The 14662-nt window shown below is 37.4% G+C and carries 14 protein-coding genes; 7 read left to right on the forward strand and 7 right to left on the reverse strand.

Annotated features, from left to right (window positions below):
• Positions 1 to 63 precede the first annotated feature (63 nt).
• Positions 64 to 1350 (reverse strand): NAD(P)/FAD-dependent oxidoreductase, encoded by a 1287-nt coding sequence (locus AC1M9C_RS06110; RefSeq protein WP_035267310.1) that lies wholly within the window; start codon positions 1348 to 1350, stop codon positions 64 to 66.
• A 122-nt stretch (positions 1351 to 1472) separates the two neighbouring features.
• Positions 1473 to 2783 carry a D-alanyl-D-alanine carboxypeptidase family protein gene (locus AC1M9C_RS06115; protein ID WP_481953378.1) on the reverse strand — a complete coding sequence of 437 codons (1311 nt, stop codon included), beginning with the start codon at positions 2781 to 2783 and terminating at the stop codon, positions 1473 to 1475.
• Between the two features lie 179 nt (positions 2784 to 2962).
• Between AC1M9C_RS06115 and AC1M9C_RS06120 the strand changes: the two genes are divergently transcribed.
• Positions 2963 to 4666: a M61 family metallopeptidase gene (locus tag AC1M9C_RS06120; protein ID WP_481586418.1), complete on the forward strand. Its 1704-nt coding sequence runs from the start codon at positions 2963 to 2965 to the stop codon at positions 4664 to 4666.
• Between the two features lie 57 nt (positions 4667 to 4723).
• On the opposite strand, the gene AC1M9C_RS06125 is transcribed toward AC1M9C_RS06120, so the two are convergent.
• From AC1M9C_RS06125 to AC1M9C_RS06135, 3 genes are all read right to left on the reverse strand, one after another.
• Complete coding sequence (locus tag AC1M9C_RS06125) at positions 4724 to 5419, reverse strand: hypothetical protein (protein ID WP_481953379.1); 696 nt, start codon at positions 5417 to 5419, stop codon at positions 4724 to 4726.
• A gap of 114 nt (positions 5420 to 5533) precedes the next feature.
• Positions 5534 to 5929, reverse strand: a complete 396-nt coding sequence (gene uraH, locus AC1M9C_RS06130; RefSeq protein ID WP_481586416.1) for a hydroxyisourate hydrolase — start codon at positions 5927 to 5929, stop codon at positions 5534 to 5536.
• Positions 5930 to 6056: 127 nt separating this feature from the next.
• A complete protein-coding gene (locus AC1M9C_RS06135; RefSeq protein WP_481586415.1) occupies positions 6057 to 6839 on the reverse strand; it encodes an rRNA large subunit pseudouridine synthase E in 783 nt (260 codons plus the stop codon).
• 304 nt (positions 6840 to 7143) lie between these two features.
• Between AC1M9C_RS06135 and AC1M9C_RS06140 the strand changes: the two genes are divergently transcribed.
• The 5 genes from AC1M9C_RS06140 to AC1M9C_RS06160 all read left to right on the forward strand — a co-directional run bounded on the left by AC1M9C_RS06140 (position 7144) and on the right by AC1M9C_RS06160 (position 12254).
• A complete protein-coding gene (locus AC1M9C_RS06140; RefSeq protein WP_481586414.1) occupies positions 7144 to 7683 on the forward strand; it encodes a M23 family metallopeptidase in 540 nt (179 codons plus the stop codon).
• Positions 7684 to 7921: 238 nt separating this feature from the next.
• Entirely contained in the window at positions 7922 to 8161 is a 240-nt protein-coding gene (locus tag AC1M9C_RS06145; RefSeq protein ID WP_481586413.1) for a hypothetical protein, read from the forward strand.
• A 104-nt stretch (positions 8162 to 8265) separates the two neighbouring features.
• On the forward strand, positions 8266 to 8391 hold the full coding sequence (locus tag AC1M9C_RS06150; protein WP_257219857.1) for a hypothetical protein: 126 nt from the start codon (positions 8266 to 8268) through the stop codon (positions 8389 to 8391).
• A 172-nt stretch (positions 8392 to 8563) separates the two neighbouring features.
• Entirely contained in the window at positions 8564 to 9391 is an 828-nt protein-coding gene (locus tag AC1M9C_RS06155) for a PhzF family phenazine biosynthesis protein (RefSeq protein ID WP_092767133.1), read from the forward strand.
• Between the two features lie 73 nt (positions 9392 to 9464).
• Complete coding sequence (locus tag AC1M9C_RS06160; RefSeq protein WP_481953380.1) at positions 9465 to 12254, forward strand: M16 family metallopeptidase; 2790 nt, start codon at positions 9465 to 9467, stop codon at positions 12252 to 12254.
• Between the two features lie 53 nt (positions 12255 to 12307).
• Here AC1M9C_RS06160 and AC1M9C_RS06165 read toward each other — a convergent pair whose 3' ends face one another.
• Both AC1M9C_RS06165 and AC1M9C_RS06170 read right to left on the reverse strand, forming a co-directional pair.
• On the reverse strand, positions 12308 to 13372 hold the full coding sequence (locus AC1M9C_RS06165) for an amidohydrolase family protein (RefSeq protein ID WP_481953381.1): 1065 nt from the start codon (positions 13370 to 13372) through the stop codon (positions 12308 to 12310).
• Positions 13373 to 13513: 141 nt separating this feature from the next.
• Positions 13514 to 13903, reverse strand: a complete 390-nt coding sequence (locus AC1M9C_RS06170; protein ID WP_481586410.1) for a DUF3144 domain-containing protein — start codon at positions 13901 to 13903, stop codon at positions 13514 to 13516.
• Between the two features lie 113 nt (positions 13904 to 14016).
• Between AC1M9C_RS06170 and AC1M9C_RS06175 the strand changes: the two genes are divergently transcribed.
• The gene (locus AC1M9C_RS06175) at positions 14017 to 14649 is read left to right on the forward strand and encodes a hypothetical protein (protein ID WP_481586409.1); all 633 of its coding nucleotides are present in this window, start codon (positions 14017 to 14019) and stop codon (positions 14647 to 14649) included.
• Positions 14650 to 14662 lie beyond the last annotated feature (13 nt).

Here is a 14662-nt window from a genome sequence, read left to right on the forward strand (position 1 = left end):
AAAAAATGCAGTTTCGATAATTTATAACGCTTAAATATTACATTGGGGCGTCTTTTAGATTTTTCAATGCAATTTGATTTTAGGTGCTATTTTTCTGGTCACAAAATCTTTGGCTGTGAGTAACCCTGCCTGTGCATAACCATAAATCGTGGCTTGATGCAGTCGGTAAAGCGATACATACATCGACTTCGCCACAAATCCTTGAACATTGACCTGACCAAGTAATTCACCAACTGCTTTATTCTCACTTAAAGATACAAGTGAGCCTTTGTCAGAAAAATTGAACATCGGTTGTGATTTCCCTGAAATTCGCGCTTTCATTGCATCAACGAGGAAAGCAGCCTGTTGACTTGCAACTTGCGCACGCGGTCCTAAAGCTGTTTCACGGGCATCTAGAATACAGTATGCGCAATCACCGAATGCAAAAACATTCGGATCTGCTTTTGTTTGGAGTGTTGCAAATACGTGTAAGCGACCCATACGATCTTTTTCGAAGCCTTCTAGGTTTTGAATCACTGCTGGAGTTTTAATGCCTGCAGCCCAAACTTTTAATTGTGCTGGAATTGAACTTCCATCATTAAAGTAAATTTGATCAGCATCCACTTTTTCGACACGCTTAGACGTTAAAATATCCACATTCATGCGCTTAAGCTGCTTAGTGCTGTGGTCTGACATTTTTTCAGAAAGAGCCGGTAGAATACGATCCGCGCCTTCAATTAGTGAAATTTTGACGTTTTTAGGATCAATTTTATTAAGTCCATATTTAAAGAAGTTTTGTTTGGCTTGAACTAATTCCGCTGCAAGCTCAACGCCAGTTGCACCTGCACCTATAATGCCAATATGCAGCTCACGATGGTCATTATTATTTTGAGCTTCGATATAAAGATGAAGTAGATGCTGCTGGAACTGTTCAGCCTGTTTTGGATTATCTAAATAGTGACAATGTTCTTGCACACCTGAAGTATTGAAATCATTGGAAACCGAACCAACCGCCAGAATAAGAGTGTCATAACTTAGCGTTAAATGATCAGTAGATTGGTCATAGGTCGATGCAACAGGTTTGAGCAATTGAATGGTCTTGGCTTCACGATCTAATTGTTCGAATTTACCCAATACAAACTCATAATGATGCTTCGCAGCATGACCAAAATAGTTTGTTTCTTCATCACTAGGGCTTAACGTACCTGCTGCAATTTCATGTAAAAGTGGTTTCCAAATATGTGTAAGCTTTTGGTCCACTAATGTAATTTTTGCTTTTTTCGATTTGCCCAGCGTGTCACCCAGTTGTGTTGCTAGTTCTAAGCCACCAGCACCACCACCCACAATGACAATATGATGAAGATTCGACATTTAATATTCCTATTTTTATGGCGTCATAAATAAAAAAGAGATGGGGTTAATATGCCATCTCTTTTTTAAAAGAATTGTTCTTTTTGTATTACAAGTTACAGATTTACAATAAAAAACTGCAATCAGTTTAAAGGATAGATTTTTGGGTGACTTGTACTGCTAGATCCAAAACTAAATAATTGTTTAAACCAATTCAAAATACTTTCAAACCATGATGCTTCATCAATTTGAAGTTCATCTTCAATCAATACCGTTTGAATGAGTCTGTTATTTTGATAGATATGAATACGTGCCAACTGCTGAATTTGCGCAATAGGTGCGGTTAATGATTGTGTTAGTAGCTCGACGTTCATATGCGTTTGAGTTTGCTGTAAAGGCTCAAGAGCTGAAGTGAATCCAAAAGCATCTGCTTGAATCAAACGATGAGTTTGATTGTCAAAATTACGCATATCAATCATTTGATTCGCGTTATACAAAGAGGTCGTCACGATACTTGGCTTTTTAGTTTCGACTTTGAACATTTTTAAGGTAGATGCGACTACAGGGAGTTCAGCAATTAGTTGCTTATTTTTAATTGCAATTTCATTGCGTGTATAAGCATAGGATAGGTTTAAAAGCTGATGTGCGATTTCAGCGCGTTTGAAGCCACTTTGAGCACCGAGTACCACAACAATAAGTCTTCTTTGATTGAGGTCAAATTGTTGAGTTGGTCGATTCGCAGTGAGTGCAAGATTATAGCCTGCAGCACGAGTAAACCCTGTTTTCAAACCATCAACAGTGGCATCTTGTTTGAGTAAGATATTCGTTGCACGGTGAAAATGCTGATTGTAAGTAAAACTTTGCTGTTTCGAGTAGTCAAGGTAATTGGGTGTTTCATTGGTGAGCGCTTGTGCGAGCACGGCTAAATCATGCGCTGTTGAATAGTGCATGTCCATTGTAATGCCCGCTGGATTGGCAAAGTTTGTATCTTTCATGCCTAGCGCTTTGGCTTCTTGATTCATGCGTTGAACAAATGCAGGCACTGATCCTGAAATTCGTTCAGCCAATGTGACAGCAGCATCGTTGGCAGACATGATAATTAAGCCTGCCAAAAGCTGATCAATCGTAATTTTTTGAGTCGGCTTCAGATACATCTGAGACTCATCCCATTGAACTACATTGACGACTGGTGAGGCAGTAATAACTTCATTTTTGTTAATTTTACCTGCTTGAATGTCTTTCAGAGCGATGTATGCCACCATCATTTTGGTTAACGAAGCTGGTGCACGTTGGACATGGCTATTGTGTTCAGTAATGACTTGACCTGATTGTGGATCTAAGACAGTCCATGCTTCAGCTTCTAAACTTTCTGGTGCAACTTCGAACAAGGAAGCATGTGTGATATTTACTATAAAAAAACTAAAAATTATGAGTAGAGCAGAGTAGAGTTTCAACGGGTTTACCTATATAAGCCAATCCAATGGCATAGATCATCAAGCACACCGCATGCTATGCCTTTTTTTTCTGAAACTCTAGTCAGATTTGTAGACAATTAATACGAATCGCGCAACTCCAAGTAAAAAAATGCTAATCTAAATACAAGTTGGTTCTATAGTTTCTCAATTAAGACATTATGTTGCATTATCAGATCGAATTTGACGACTTTCGTCAGCATCTCATTCACGTTACTGTTCGTTTCGTTGCTCAGCCAACTCAAGTATTGAGCTTGCCAACTTGGATTCCAGGAAGTTATCTCATTCGAGAGTTTTCAAAACATATTGAGTCTGTTCGTGCCTATGATGAAGATGGTCGAATACTCAAGATTCGTAAAAATGAAAAAAATAAGTGGCAGTTATTTAATACTGATTTTGAGCTGATTACGGTTGAGTACGACGTCTATGCATACGACCTCTCAGTACGTGGTGCTTATGTTGATGAAACACGCTTATATGTGAATCCTGCTTGTGCATGTTTAGGTTTAGAAGGACAAGAAGATAAAGCGGTAGAAGTTGAGTTATTTTTGCCAGATGAATTGAAACATTTCCAACTCGCTACAGGATTGGCATCTAAAAGTTTAGTGCGTGGTCGCTATACGCTTAAGGCAAAAAACTACGCTGAATTGATTGATGCACCATTTGAGCTTGCAGATCAAACTCGTTTTGCTTTTGAAGCAAATGGTATTCCGCATGAGTTTGTGATCTCTGGCAAACATGCGATGAATATCGAACGTATGAAACAAGACATTGAGAAAATCTGTGCGACAGAAATATCGATGTTTGGTTCGGCACCTTTCGAAAACTACACCTTTATGACCATCGCGACGGGTAATAGTTATGGTGGTTTAGAGCATCCGAACTCAACCAGTTTGATTTCTCCACGTGATGATCTACCTAAGTCCAATGAGCCTGTTGAACCTTCCGCTGATTATCAGCGTTTCTTAGGGTTGTGTAGCCATGAATATTTTCATTCATGGTTGGTGAAATTTATTCGCCCTGAAAATTTTGTGAATTATGATTTAGACAAAGAGGGCTATACCTCTTTGCTGTGGATTTTTGAAGGCTTTACGTCCTACTATGATGATTTGATTCTACTGCGTAGTGGTGTGATTTCTCAGGAATCTTACTTGAAGTTGTTAAAGGCGCAGATCGATCGTTATTTGCAAAATCCAGGTCGTTTTGTTCAAACTGTTGCAGAGTCAAGTTTTGATGCATGGGTCAAATTCTATCGTCAAGATGAAAACTCTAACAATGCTGGCACAAGTTACTATAACAAGGGTTGCTTAGTAGCACTGTGTTTAGATTTAGGTTTACGTTTAAGAGGTTCAAGTCTTGATGCATTGATGCGTAAGCTGTATGAAAATGCGCAAAAGGGTATACAGGTTCATGAACGTACCATCTATGAATTATGCCAAGAATTAACAGGTGATGATTGGTCTGAACAAATTAATCATTTGATTAATACCACGGATGAGTTACCGCTTGATCAATTGTTCCCTGAATTTGGCTTAGACTATGTTTTAAAGCATGATAAATCTTTACCATTTGGTTTAAAACTTCTAGATAAACCTGAAGGCGTATTAATTCAGTCTGCTCGTCGTGATGGCGCTGGTGTTAAAGCTGGGCTTTCTGCTCATGATATTATCATCGCAGTTGATGGTTTAAAGGCGACCACTAAACAACTCGACAAGTATGCAAAATTGGAAGGTACTTTTAATGTGCATGCTTTCCGTCGTGATGAATTAATGCAATTTGAAGTTCAATCGGGTGGTAGTGAACTCACTGAAGTAGATCTTAAGGTTTCCGATCAATCTAAAGTTGAGAAATGGCTTAAAGCTTAATTTACTTAGACTATAAAGTTCATGAAAAACCCATGCTTAGCTATGGGTTTTTCATAACTACAGTTTTCGTCTTAGAACTTCCAAACGCTTTTCAAATATTGTTTTGTCTTTTGAGTATTTTTCAAAAGCAATTTGAACCTTTTTTATAGATTCTTTTCTTCTGTTTATGTCGGTTTCTGTAGCGTAATTTTGACCATAATTTACCTCACTTAAATGAGCTTCTGAAACAAGTCTATGAGCAGAATCTATAGCAGTTTCAAAAGTTCTTAAAACTTCTTTAAAATCTTTATGCTTGTTCACATTTTTTTCTTGATTAAGCCACTGTTGAAGATTTATTAATTTGTCGTAGTAATACAGATTATTGAATTTATCTTCGTATTTTTGCTCTTCTAAATCAAATGAGCTGTGTAATTCATAACCTTTAGCGCGGATGAGTGAGTTTTTTAATTGGTATAAGATGGTGTGATATTGATTTGAAATAATCTTGAGTTCTTCAAACTTGGATAAAGTTTCAATTGTTGTATGGAATTTATAGGCATCTTTCCATGATTCTAGGGACTTCAGTACGAAATATAGGCTGATCCAAGCTGTGATTATCCCAAGAAATTCAGCTAAAGATAAGATTTCAAGACAAATATAGTTATCACAATAGTGCGATAACTTGTTTTCATTCAATGCATAAAAGAAGTAGTAAAGAATTGATAAAAATAAAAGCAGCGTAATAGCCTTTAGGAAAGCTTTTTTTATGTTCATAAGAAATCCTTATTCTTTTGAATAGGATAATTAAACTTTTAAGATTAATAGAGAAATAAAAAAGCTCACATAATGTGAGCTAAATTTGTGTCATAAATGATTAACAAAAAAACATTAGTTCCCTCGATAGGTTGAATAACCATAAGAACTTAATAACAACGGAATATGGTAATGATCTAAACTACCATCAATCACAAAAACCACTGGCACTTCAGGGAAGAAAGTACGCTTGTTGTTTGCTTTAAACCAGTCGCCAGTTTTAAAAGTTACTCTGTAAACACCTTTTTGAAGATCTGTTTCGGCTGGATATAGAGTCTTGATACGACCATTTTCATCCGTTTTAGCTTCGTTGAGCTTTACCCATTTTTCACCCTGCTGCGCTTCAAGGGTAACTGCAATATTAGAAGACGGAAGACCAGTTTCTTGATTAAGCACATGAACACTTAAAGGATTTGCCAATGTGAATGTTGAAAATGCAAAACCTGAAAGAGCAAGTGAAAATTTTTTCATAAGTATCAACTCACAGTAAGCAAATAATCGAAAAGTGTACTTAAAATGAGAGATTATTTAAGTTAATTTATGTATAAAAAAAGGATGCAATCGCATCCTTTTTACTTTTTTTTACAATAGCTTGAGCTTAGCGTGCGCGTCCACGTGGAGCTTTTGTATTTGGGCGAGTAGTACCATTGGTCTTACGACGTGGTTTCTCATGTTCTTCCATTTGCCAAATACGTTTAGTACCCGATTTTTTCTTAGTACCATCTTTATTGACTTTCTTATTAATCGGCTTGCCACCTGTACCGCCTGGTTTCTTCACATAAGAGCGTGAGCGGTATGGCTCTTCTGCAGGAACATTTTGAAAGTCAGGATAAAGTAATGGTTCAATTTCTCTAGTTTCGCCAGATTCAAGACCCATCTGTACTAAGTCGATTGATCCAATTTTAGTGCGAATAAGACGTAAAGTTGGGAAACCCACTGCTGCAGTCATACGTCGAACTTGGCGGTTACGACCTTCGCAAATCGAAATTTCAACCCAAGAAGTAGGTACAGAAGCACGGAAACGAACAGGAGGATCACGATCCCATAACCACTCAGGCTGTCCAACTTTTACAGCTTTTGCAGGTAGAGTTATACCGTCTTTAAGCTCTACACCTTTACGAAGCTGTTCTAAAGCCTCTTCAGTCACATCACCATCAACTTGAACCAAATAAGTTTTAAATTTCTTATTGGCAGGGTTGGTAATGTACTGATTTAAACCACCATGGTCGGTTAAAAACACTAGACCTTCAGAGTCCATGTCTAAACGTCCAGCAAGACGTAAAGTCGGATCGTCAACGAAATCAGACATTGTCATATGTGCTTCGTCTTTACGAAACTGGGAGAGAACGCCATAAGGTTTATTGAGAATGACGATTTTCATATAAAAACTTCAATAATGTGCAAATAGTGAAAGGTCTGACTTATCAAGAATTTATGAACATCCTGAATTGATCTGAGGATTCGATCAATGAAGTCAAACAAAATAAATAGGGGAATTGGTGACTATTATGCGTGATTCAAAAAAGAAAGTATCGTATTGATCAAAAAAAATATGTAATTCTGACGATTTAATCGGTATAAGCAGGCTTTTATTGGTTTATGACAAGTGCTTTTAATTTAATCAATACAATGCAAACGTCGATCAGACGCTAAAATTTAACTCAATTTAAGATGTTGGGTTGTATATGAAAAAAAGGATTATTGGATCACTCATTGCAATCAGTTGGATGCTTACTGCTTGTCAGCCCCCAACTTCGGGCGAAACAGCAGGAATACAATATCCATATTTGTACTGGAAACTTCAACAGCAAGCGTTGACAGTGCCATTAGCGATACCTGTTGAAGGCGTAAAAGAAACTCAATTAGCAGATACTTGGGGGGCGGCACGTTCAAATGGTCGTACACATCAAGGAATTGATATTTTTGCCAAACGAGGTACGCCTGTATTGAGTGCAACACAAGGTATTGTAAGTCGTATCGGCACAAACAGTTTGGGAGGTAAAGTCGTCTGGGTGGTAGGACCTCAGTTAAGTCGCCATTACTATGCACATTTAGATGAATATGCAGCACACATCCAAGAAGGTGACTGGGTTGAAGTCGGTGAAGTATTAGGATATGTGGGAAATACTGGCAATGCGATCAATACACCTCCACATTTACATTATGGGATTTATTTAACGAGTGGTGCTACAAATCCATATCCATATTTAAAACTAAAGGAATAAGTCTCGTTAATACAAGTAAACAAATGAGAGAGCCTTGTAAGCCTCGTAACACGTATCAATTTTAATCCTCTGAAATTTATATAGCTTACAGAATGAAAGTTACGATGCAGTATTTTGATACAGCTCTATGCTCGCAGTTTCATGCAAAAGGGTTATGGTTATTTGTACTGGTCTAATTCATTCAAGTGAAAAAGAATTCAAGATCAGTATCAAAATCTGATAATCATGGAGATATGAAATGAGTAATCAATACAATCAAGATCAAAATGAGCAACAGCAACAAAATCACCAGCAACGTCAACAAGGTCAACAGCCACATCAACAGCAGCCCAATCAGCAGCAACAGCAACAAGGTCAACAGCCACATCAACAACAACCGAATCAGCAGCAACAGCAACAAGATCAACAGCAGCAGAATCAGCAACAGTCCCGTCAACAATCACAACAGCAATCTGATTTAGATCAACAAAATCGTTAATCCATTAATCATGAATTGAATGGGAATTTAGGGATGAATGCCCATTCTTGTCAGTAAATTCAATCATTAACAATTTAAAGTGAATGACACGAGGAAGATAAGATATGGCGAATAAGTCCAAGTTAAAAATTAAAGATTTAAAAGATCAAATTAAATCGAGACTTAAGAAGATTTCTAAGCATGAATCTAAGTTAAAAGATTTAAAGAAAGCGCTCAAAAAGCGTAAATAGCAAAAGACCCTCATGTGAGGGTTTTTTTATGGAAAATCATTAGAAATATACAGTTTATGAACGAATCTTTGTAAAGCAATAATTTATAGTCAAGATTGAAATTAATCTATGATTTGAAATGATAAAAGATTATTATTCTCAATTAGAAGTTTGGAAATATTAGGGTGTATTTATGAAAATGTATCAAGTTGATGCCTTTACTACAGCGTTGTTTAAGGGGAATCCTGCAGCTGTAGTGGTCAGTGAAGAATGGCTTGATACATCACTCATGCAAAATATTGCATTTGAAAATAATTTGGCTGAAACGGCTTTTGTTAAAATTATTGATGATGAAAATTATGAAATCCGTTGGTTTACACCTAAAGTTGAAGTCGATTTTTGTGGTCATGCCACTTTAGCGAGCAGTTATGTACTTTTTAATGAGTATACTCAAGCGAAAAAAATTAAATTTCATGTCAAAGATTTAGGAATTTTTACCATCACTCGACAAGATGATGGAAAAATTACAATGAATTTCCCTGTTCGAATCCCTCATTTAACTGAAGAGTTTCCTGAGTTATTAAAAGAAGTGGTTGATCGTCCAATCAAGGAAATTTATCTAAATCAACAAGCTTATATTTTAGTCTTGGAAAGTGAACAAGATGTGCTTGATGCCAAACCTAATTTTGCCAATATTAATGCAATTGCTGAAGCATATGAGGTTAGTACTTGTATTACAGCATCCGATCATCCTGATATTGCTATAACTGCAGCATCAGAACAATATGATTATGTGGCACGTTATTTTGCACCACATAAAGGCATCAATGAAGATCCTGTAACAGGTTCTATGCATACAGGATTAGCACCCTTGTGGGCTGAGAAATTGAATAAAACAGAACTTATTGCTTTTCAAAGCTCAGAACGAGGTGGCGTGTTGTATTGCCAACTTAAAGAGAATCAAAGAATTGAAATTTCTGGCTATGCCAAACTTTATATGAAAGCTGAAATTTACCTTTAAAGCATAAACCCTATTGATCATACCCTTGTCAGGCGTGTGATCAATTTTTTTTATATCAATAATTGGAAGAACAATGCTAACTCGTTTTAAAAAACTTTCACTTACTTTAATGATCGTTGCGATCAGTTCTAGCGGTTTAGCGCAACCTGTTTTGGTTAAGACTGAACAAAATATTGAAGAATACAAACTAGAAAATGGTTTACGGGTAATTTTGGCACCAATACCTAAAGAAAATAAAATTTTTATGAATATGGTGTATTTAACGGGAGCTTTGAATGACCCACAAGGTAAAGGTGGTTTAGCACATTTACTTGAGCATCTCGCGTTTAAAGGCACAGAAAATGTAAAAGGAGATGAGTTTCAACGTCGTCTAGATCAGCATACGCTCATGAGTAATGCGATGACTGACTACTACTCTACCCAGTATATGAGTGTCATCCGTCCAGAAAAAAAAGCCATTGATGAAATGCTGTATCTTGAGGCAGAGCGAATGGATAAGCTCGTACTTCAGGAAAAATTTGTTCCGTCAGAAATCGCAATCGTAAAACGAGAGCGTGAGGTTCGAATGGATCAACCTTTTTCAGTATTGATGGATCAAATTTGGAAATCTGCTTACGGAAATCAGTATCTAGGTCGTCTACCGATTGGTGATTTAACTGAGCTTCAGTCAATCAACATGAAGGAACTGAATCAATTTTACCGACAATGGTATGCACCGAATAATGCAGTTCTAGTGATTGCAGGTAAATTTAATAAAGCGGATATCCTGAAAGCAGTGGATAAAAATTTTAATCAAATTCCTGCGCGTCAAATTCCTGAGTCAACCCAAGTTCCAGTGCTTGATTCGACCAAGATCAAAGATCGTCAATTTATCGTGCAAAAGGGAAGTGATTTAGGTAAATACAATATTTATCTCAATGGCGCCCAGCAAAAAACACAGACTGCACTCGCTTTAGCACCTTATTTATTTACAATGCAACCTAGTGGTCATTTGTACAAAGATATTGTAGAAACAGGTACGGCTACACAGGTTCAATCGACGACATGGTTAACACCTGATTTTAATCTTGTTTTTATGGGGGCAGTGTATGCTCCTAATCATGATGAGAAAAAAGTTGCCAAGTCTCTAGAAAAAGGAATTGAGAAAAAGCATCAATTTAATGAAACAGAATTAAATCGTGTCAAAAACATGATTAAAAATGGTCAAGAGAGCATGATGACCAATGCTTCTTCTGTGGGCGGTTTCATTAGTGATTATGTGGTTTCATCCAATGGGGATTGGGCAAAATATTTTAAAGATCAAGCAGAGATACAAAGTTTAAATGTCGATCAAGTTAATCAGGCAATAAATCAATTCTTGGTTGCTGAGCATCGTATTTCGGGAGACATACAACCTACGCCTGAGGATCAAAAAAAGGCACTCGAGCTAGACGCTCATGAGCAAGAATCAAAAACTTTAGATCAAGTTACAACTCAAGAAGAGCCTTTAAAAGACCCAGCTGTGTATAAAGCTGAAGTGGCTGAGCACCTAAAAAATTCCAAACAGTATGTTGAAAATTTAGAGAAAAAAATCAAGCGTGGTACTTTGAAAAATGGGATGCAGTATGCACTATTCCCAACGTCAACACGCGATGACAAAACTTACGCATCGATATCTTTAAATTTCGGGACAGCACAATCACTCAAGCATCAAGGTGAAGCACTAGGCTTTATGTCTTATTTGCTATTGAGAGCATCTGAGCAGTATAGCCTGCAAGATATTGCAGACAAATCAATCGAGGCGGGTGGTCGAGCATCTGCGTCTGCTGTTGATAATGGTATTGTGATTAACGTATCTGCGAAGAAAGAAAAATTTCCAGAATTCTTCAAGTTTATTGTCGACGTTATGAATAATCCGAAATTTGAGCAGAGTCAGTTTGACCTCATCAAATCACAAACATTATCGTCATTAAATCGACCATATACAGAGCCTGAAACTGTTGCAGGACTGACTATCGCTAGAATCGTAGAGCGATATGAACCAGGTGATTTGCGATATCATTTTGAACCTGAGCTAGCAAAGCAGCAAATTGAAACCATCACCAATGATCAAATTAAAGCTTTGTACCAAAAGTATTTTACAACTCAAAATGGTCAAATATCGGTGACTGGTGATTTTGATGACAAAGCCATTCTGAAATATTTGAATTCATCTTTAGGTCAGTCTAAGACAAAAGAACCATACCAACGTTTACAGGGCAGTCATATAGATTATCCTGCTCAAAAAGTTCATGCGCTGGCCGAACAGCGTCAATTTGGTAATTATCAAGCGGTTATTGCCATTCCAGTGGGTAGTAATCATCCTGATGCAGAAGCATTATATGTGTTGAGCCATATTCTAGGCGAGTCACAATTATCATCACGCCTTGCCATGGAGTTACGTGAAAAAAATGCGTTGGTTTACAGCTTTGGAAGTAGTTTGAGTTTGGATAATTTTATCAATGCTGGTGCTATAGGTGTAAGTGCTAATTATGCAGCTGGAAAATCAGCTCAAGTTTCTCAAGGTGTGCATAAAGTATTCACTGACTTATTAAAGAATGGTGTGACGGAGCAAGAGCTTGAAGCGGCTAAAGCCAATATTATGAAACAGCGTGTCACGAATTTAGAGGATGAGCGCCGTATTCATCGTGGATTGAACAGCCAGCTTGAACAAAATAAAACACAGCTTTCAAGACTAGAGCGAGATCAGGCATTTGCAAAACTGACGAAGAAAGATATAGATGCAGTGATCAAAAAATATATTAAGCCTGAGTTTTTGGTTGAAGTTATGGCAGATCAGTACGGTAAACCACAACCTGAAATGATTTCTAAGCCTAAAAGTTAGAACCACAATGTACGATTCAAAAAGGCTCATTCGATCGTGAATGAGCCTTTTTTTCAAAGCTTATAATATTGCTGCGCATTTTTACAAAATATCTGTTCAACAACATCTGAATTATAGGCAGCGACAATGTCGCTAAAGGCATCAATGATATTTGTAAGTGATGTGCTCACTTTGTCCATCGGAAAGTTGGATGCAAACATGACACGATAAGGTCCAAAACATTGTAAAGCATGATTAATCATAGGAGAGACCAATTCAATGATTTGTTGTTTAGATGCTAAGGTTCGTCGTGTATGAAATTGATGACCCAAAACTGGCATGAAGAGTCCAGACATTTTTGTATATACATTCGGACATTGAGCTAATTCTGCAAGATCTTCTTTCCAGTGGAAATAGATATTGTCTCGCGCAGTTTGGGTAATTCCTGTGTGTTTACCTACTGGGCCGAATAAACCTGCTGGTGTGCCCAAATGATCTAAGACAATCGAAGTCTCAGGAAAACGTTTTGCCAAAGCAATAACATCTTTAAGCTGGCTAGAATAAACCCAAGCATCGAAGCTTAAATTGTACTGGGCTAAGGCTTCAAAACCTTTTAAAAATTTTCGATCAGTGTAGAGATGGGGATCATCGTTCCAAGCATGAATTCCGGGATCTTCATGATGTGCAGCCATTCTTCGAATACCACGAAAATGCGGAGATGCCTTTTTATGCATTTTAAGAATTTTTTTGAAATTGCTTTCACGAGGATCAGCTGTTGCAACGATTCCAGCCAATTTGATGTTTTCTTGAGAAAAAGGAAGCTGCTGAATAAATTGCGTTTCTTCTACAACGCCAGTCCCTTTTTGATGATGCCAGCTGGCTTCGACATGTACAACACGGCTCACAGTATAATGTCCAATGTCTTTGTGGTAATCCGCTGGTAAATAGGGTGCTGTGATGTAATCTGTAAGTCCTACTGTCTCTATTAAATCTTTAGGTTTTACGAGACGAACGACTTTATCCAAGATTTTTGGATGTTTTCCAAAAAGCTTAACAGCTAAAGCGGCAGCATGCGGTGTGTGATAAGGATCCCATTGATGGATATGTGCATCGACGATGGGAAAGTTGAGTTGATTCATCGCTATCCTTAGTTGAGTCATCAATAAGAATAACATACGAGAAATTGATCATTTTTTGAATTGCATTTTCGTTTGAATATTAGAGTTTAATCATTAAAAAAGCCCCCTAAAGGAGGCTCAATGCACACAATGCAAATCTATTTAATGATCGTGGTCATGTTTATTTGCATGAAACTCTTCATTACGACGGAAGCGAAGGTAGTTCTCAAACTGTTCGCAGTATTCGTCATAATTATCTTCAAGCATCATATGAAACTGTTGCATGATATAAGACATCACTTGTTCTTTAGCATCACGCATTTCATTGCCATCTTTAAAGTTATTGGCAGCAACCCATGTGTTAAAACGAGCAGTACCAAATAGCATCGCAGCACTGACTTGACCACGAGCATCGGCTGGTTTAACAGTAGAACCTTTTTCAACACGGCAAAATTCATTGGCTTGCTTAATAAATTCATCAGCACGTTCGAAGAAAATCGCATTCAATGCTTCTTCTTCAGTGACATCAGTCGCTTGAATCTTTTGAACCATGAATTGTTCCTAATAAATAACTTAATTCAAGCACTATTATAGGCAAAGGCTTGCATAAACTAAACCTTTCACTTAATCTAAAAATAGCCTAAGTAATTTTTATGAGCCTTTCTATGCAAGATGCTATCGCAGTTCAAAATTTAAAAAGTGATATTGCGTTACTGAGACAGAATATTTGGCCACCTGCCGATCTTGCGAATGTCGAAGGTCTACCCATTTATTATGGAAGCAAAGAGCAAGTTGCTGCATATTACCAGCAGTGGACAGGTCTAATCGAAAGGGCACAAGATTTATTTCAACCTTTTATGGAAGACGAGGTTTTAGATGCCGTTCATTTACCGAGTCATCTAAATTTACCGCTGTTTTATTTTCATGTAGATCGAATTCGCATTAACAAAACACGTGCAAAGGAATCAAAGACTTTTCGTGGTATTGCCAGTGTATTAGAGAAGTGTGGACAGTTTGAACCTGAACAAGTTTTGGCAATGAGTCGTTGGTTGGATCATGATGACACTGCTGCATTAGTTGCGCATCGCGAATTTATAGATTTAAGAACTTATGTATTTCAGCATGGGCAAAGTGAATATACGAGAACACGTTTTTATGTAAATGGGATTGTCTTAAGTGTTGAGCCTCATTTCGAGTTGGTTGATGCTCGCGATAAACCACGTAAGCAAAGAAATGACTCATATAGCGATCCATTGGCGGATAACAACACGTGGCGTATTTATGGTAAATATCGTTAGTTGAGCTGATTGA

The sequence above is a fragment of the Acinetobacter sp. 24-47-39 genome (assembly GCF_056783825.1).

What these genes read in the sequence shown, in the direction of transcription:
- AC1M9C_RS06110 (WP_035267310.1), bottom strand. Translation starts at nt 1,350, where the DNA reads ATGTCGAATCTTCATCATATTGTCATTGTGGGTGGTGGTGCTGGTGGC.
- AC1M9C_RS06120 (WP_481586418.1), top strand. Translation starts at nt 2,963, where the DNA reads ATGTTGCATTATCAGATCGAATTTGACGACTTTCGTCAGCATCTCATT.
- AC1M9C_RS06125 (WP_481953379.1), bottom strand. Translation starts at nt 5,419, where the DNA reads ATGAACATAAAAAAAGCTTTCCTAAAGGCTATTACGCTGCTTTTATTT.
- uraH (WP_481586416.1), bottom strand. Translation starts at nt 5,929, where the DNA reads ATGAAAAAATTTTCACTTGCTCTTTCAGGTTTTGCATTTTCAACATTC.
- AC1M9C_RS06135 (WP_481586415.1), bottom strand. Translation starts at nt 6,839, where the DNA reads ATGAAAATCGTCATTCTCAATAAACCTTATGGCGTTCTCTCCCAGTTT.
- AC1M9C_RS06140 (WP_481586414.1), top strand. Translation starts at nt 7,144, where the DNA reads ATGAAAAAAAGGATTATTGGATCACTCATTGCAATCAGTTGGATGCTT.
- AC1M9C_RS06145 (WP_481586413.1), top strand. Translation starts at nt 7,922, where the DNA reads ATGAGTAATCAATACAATCAAGATCAAAATGAGCAACAGCAACAAAAT.
- AC1M9C_RS06150 (WP_257219857.1), top strand. Translation starts at nt 8,266, where the DNA reads ATGGCGAATAAGTCCAAGTTAAAAATTAAAGATTTAAAAGATCAAATT.
- AC1M9C_RS06155 (WP_092767133.1), top strand. Translation starts at nt 8,564, where the DNA reads ATGAAAATGTATCAAGTTGATGCCTTTACTACAGCGTTGTTTAAGGGG.
- AC1M9C_RS06160 (WP_481953380.1), top strand. Translation starts at nt 9,465, where the DNA reads ATGCTAACTCGTTTTAAAAAACTTTCACTTACTTTAATGATCGTTGCG.
- AC1M9C_RS06165 (WP_481953381.1), bottom strand. Translation starts at nt 13,372, where the DNA reads ATGAATCAACTCAACTTTCCCATCGTCGATGCACATATCCATCAATGG.
- AC1M9C_RS06170 (WP_481586410.1), bottom strand. Translation starts at nt 13,903, where the DNA reads ATGGTTCAAAAGATTCAAGCGACTGATGTCACTGAAGAAGAAGCATTG.
- AC1M9C_RS06175 (WP_481586409.1), top strand. Translation starts at nt 14,017, where the DNA reads ATGCAAGATGCTATCGCAGTTCAAAATTTAAAAAGTGATATTGCGTTA.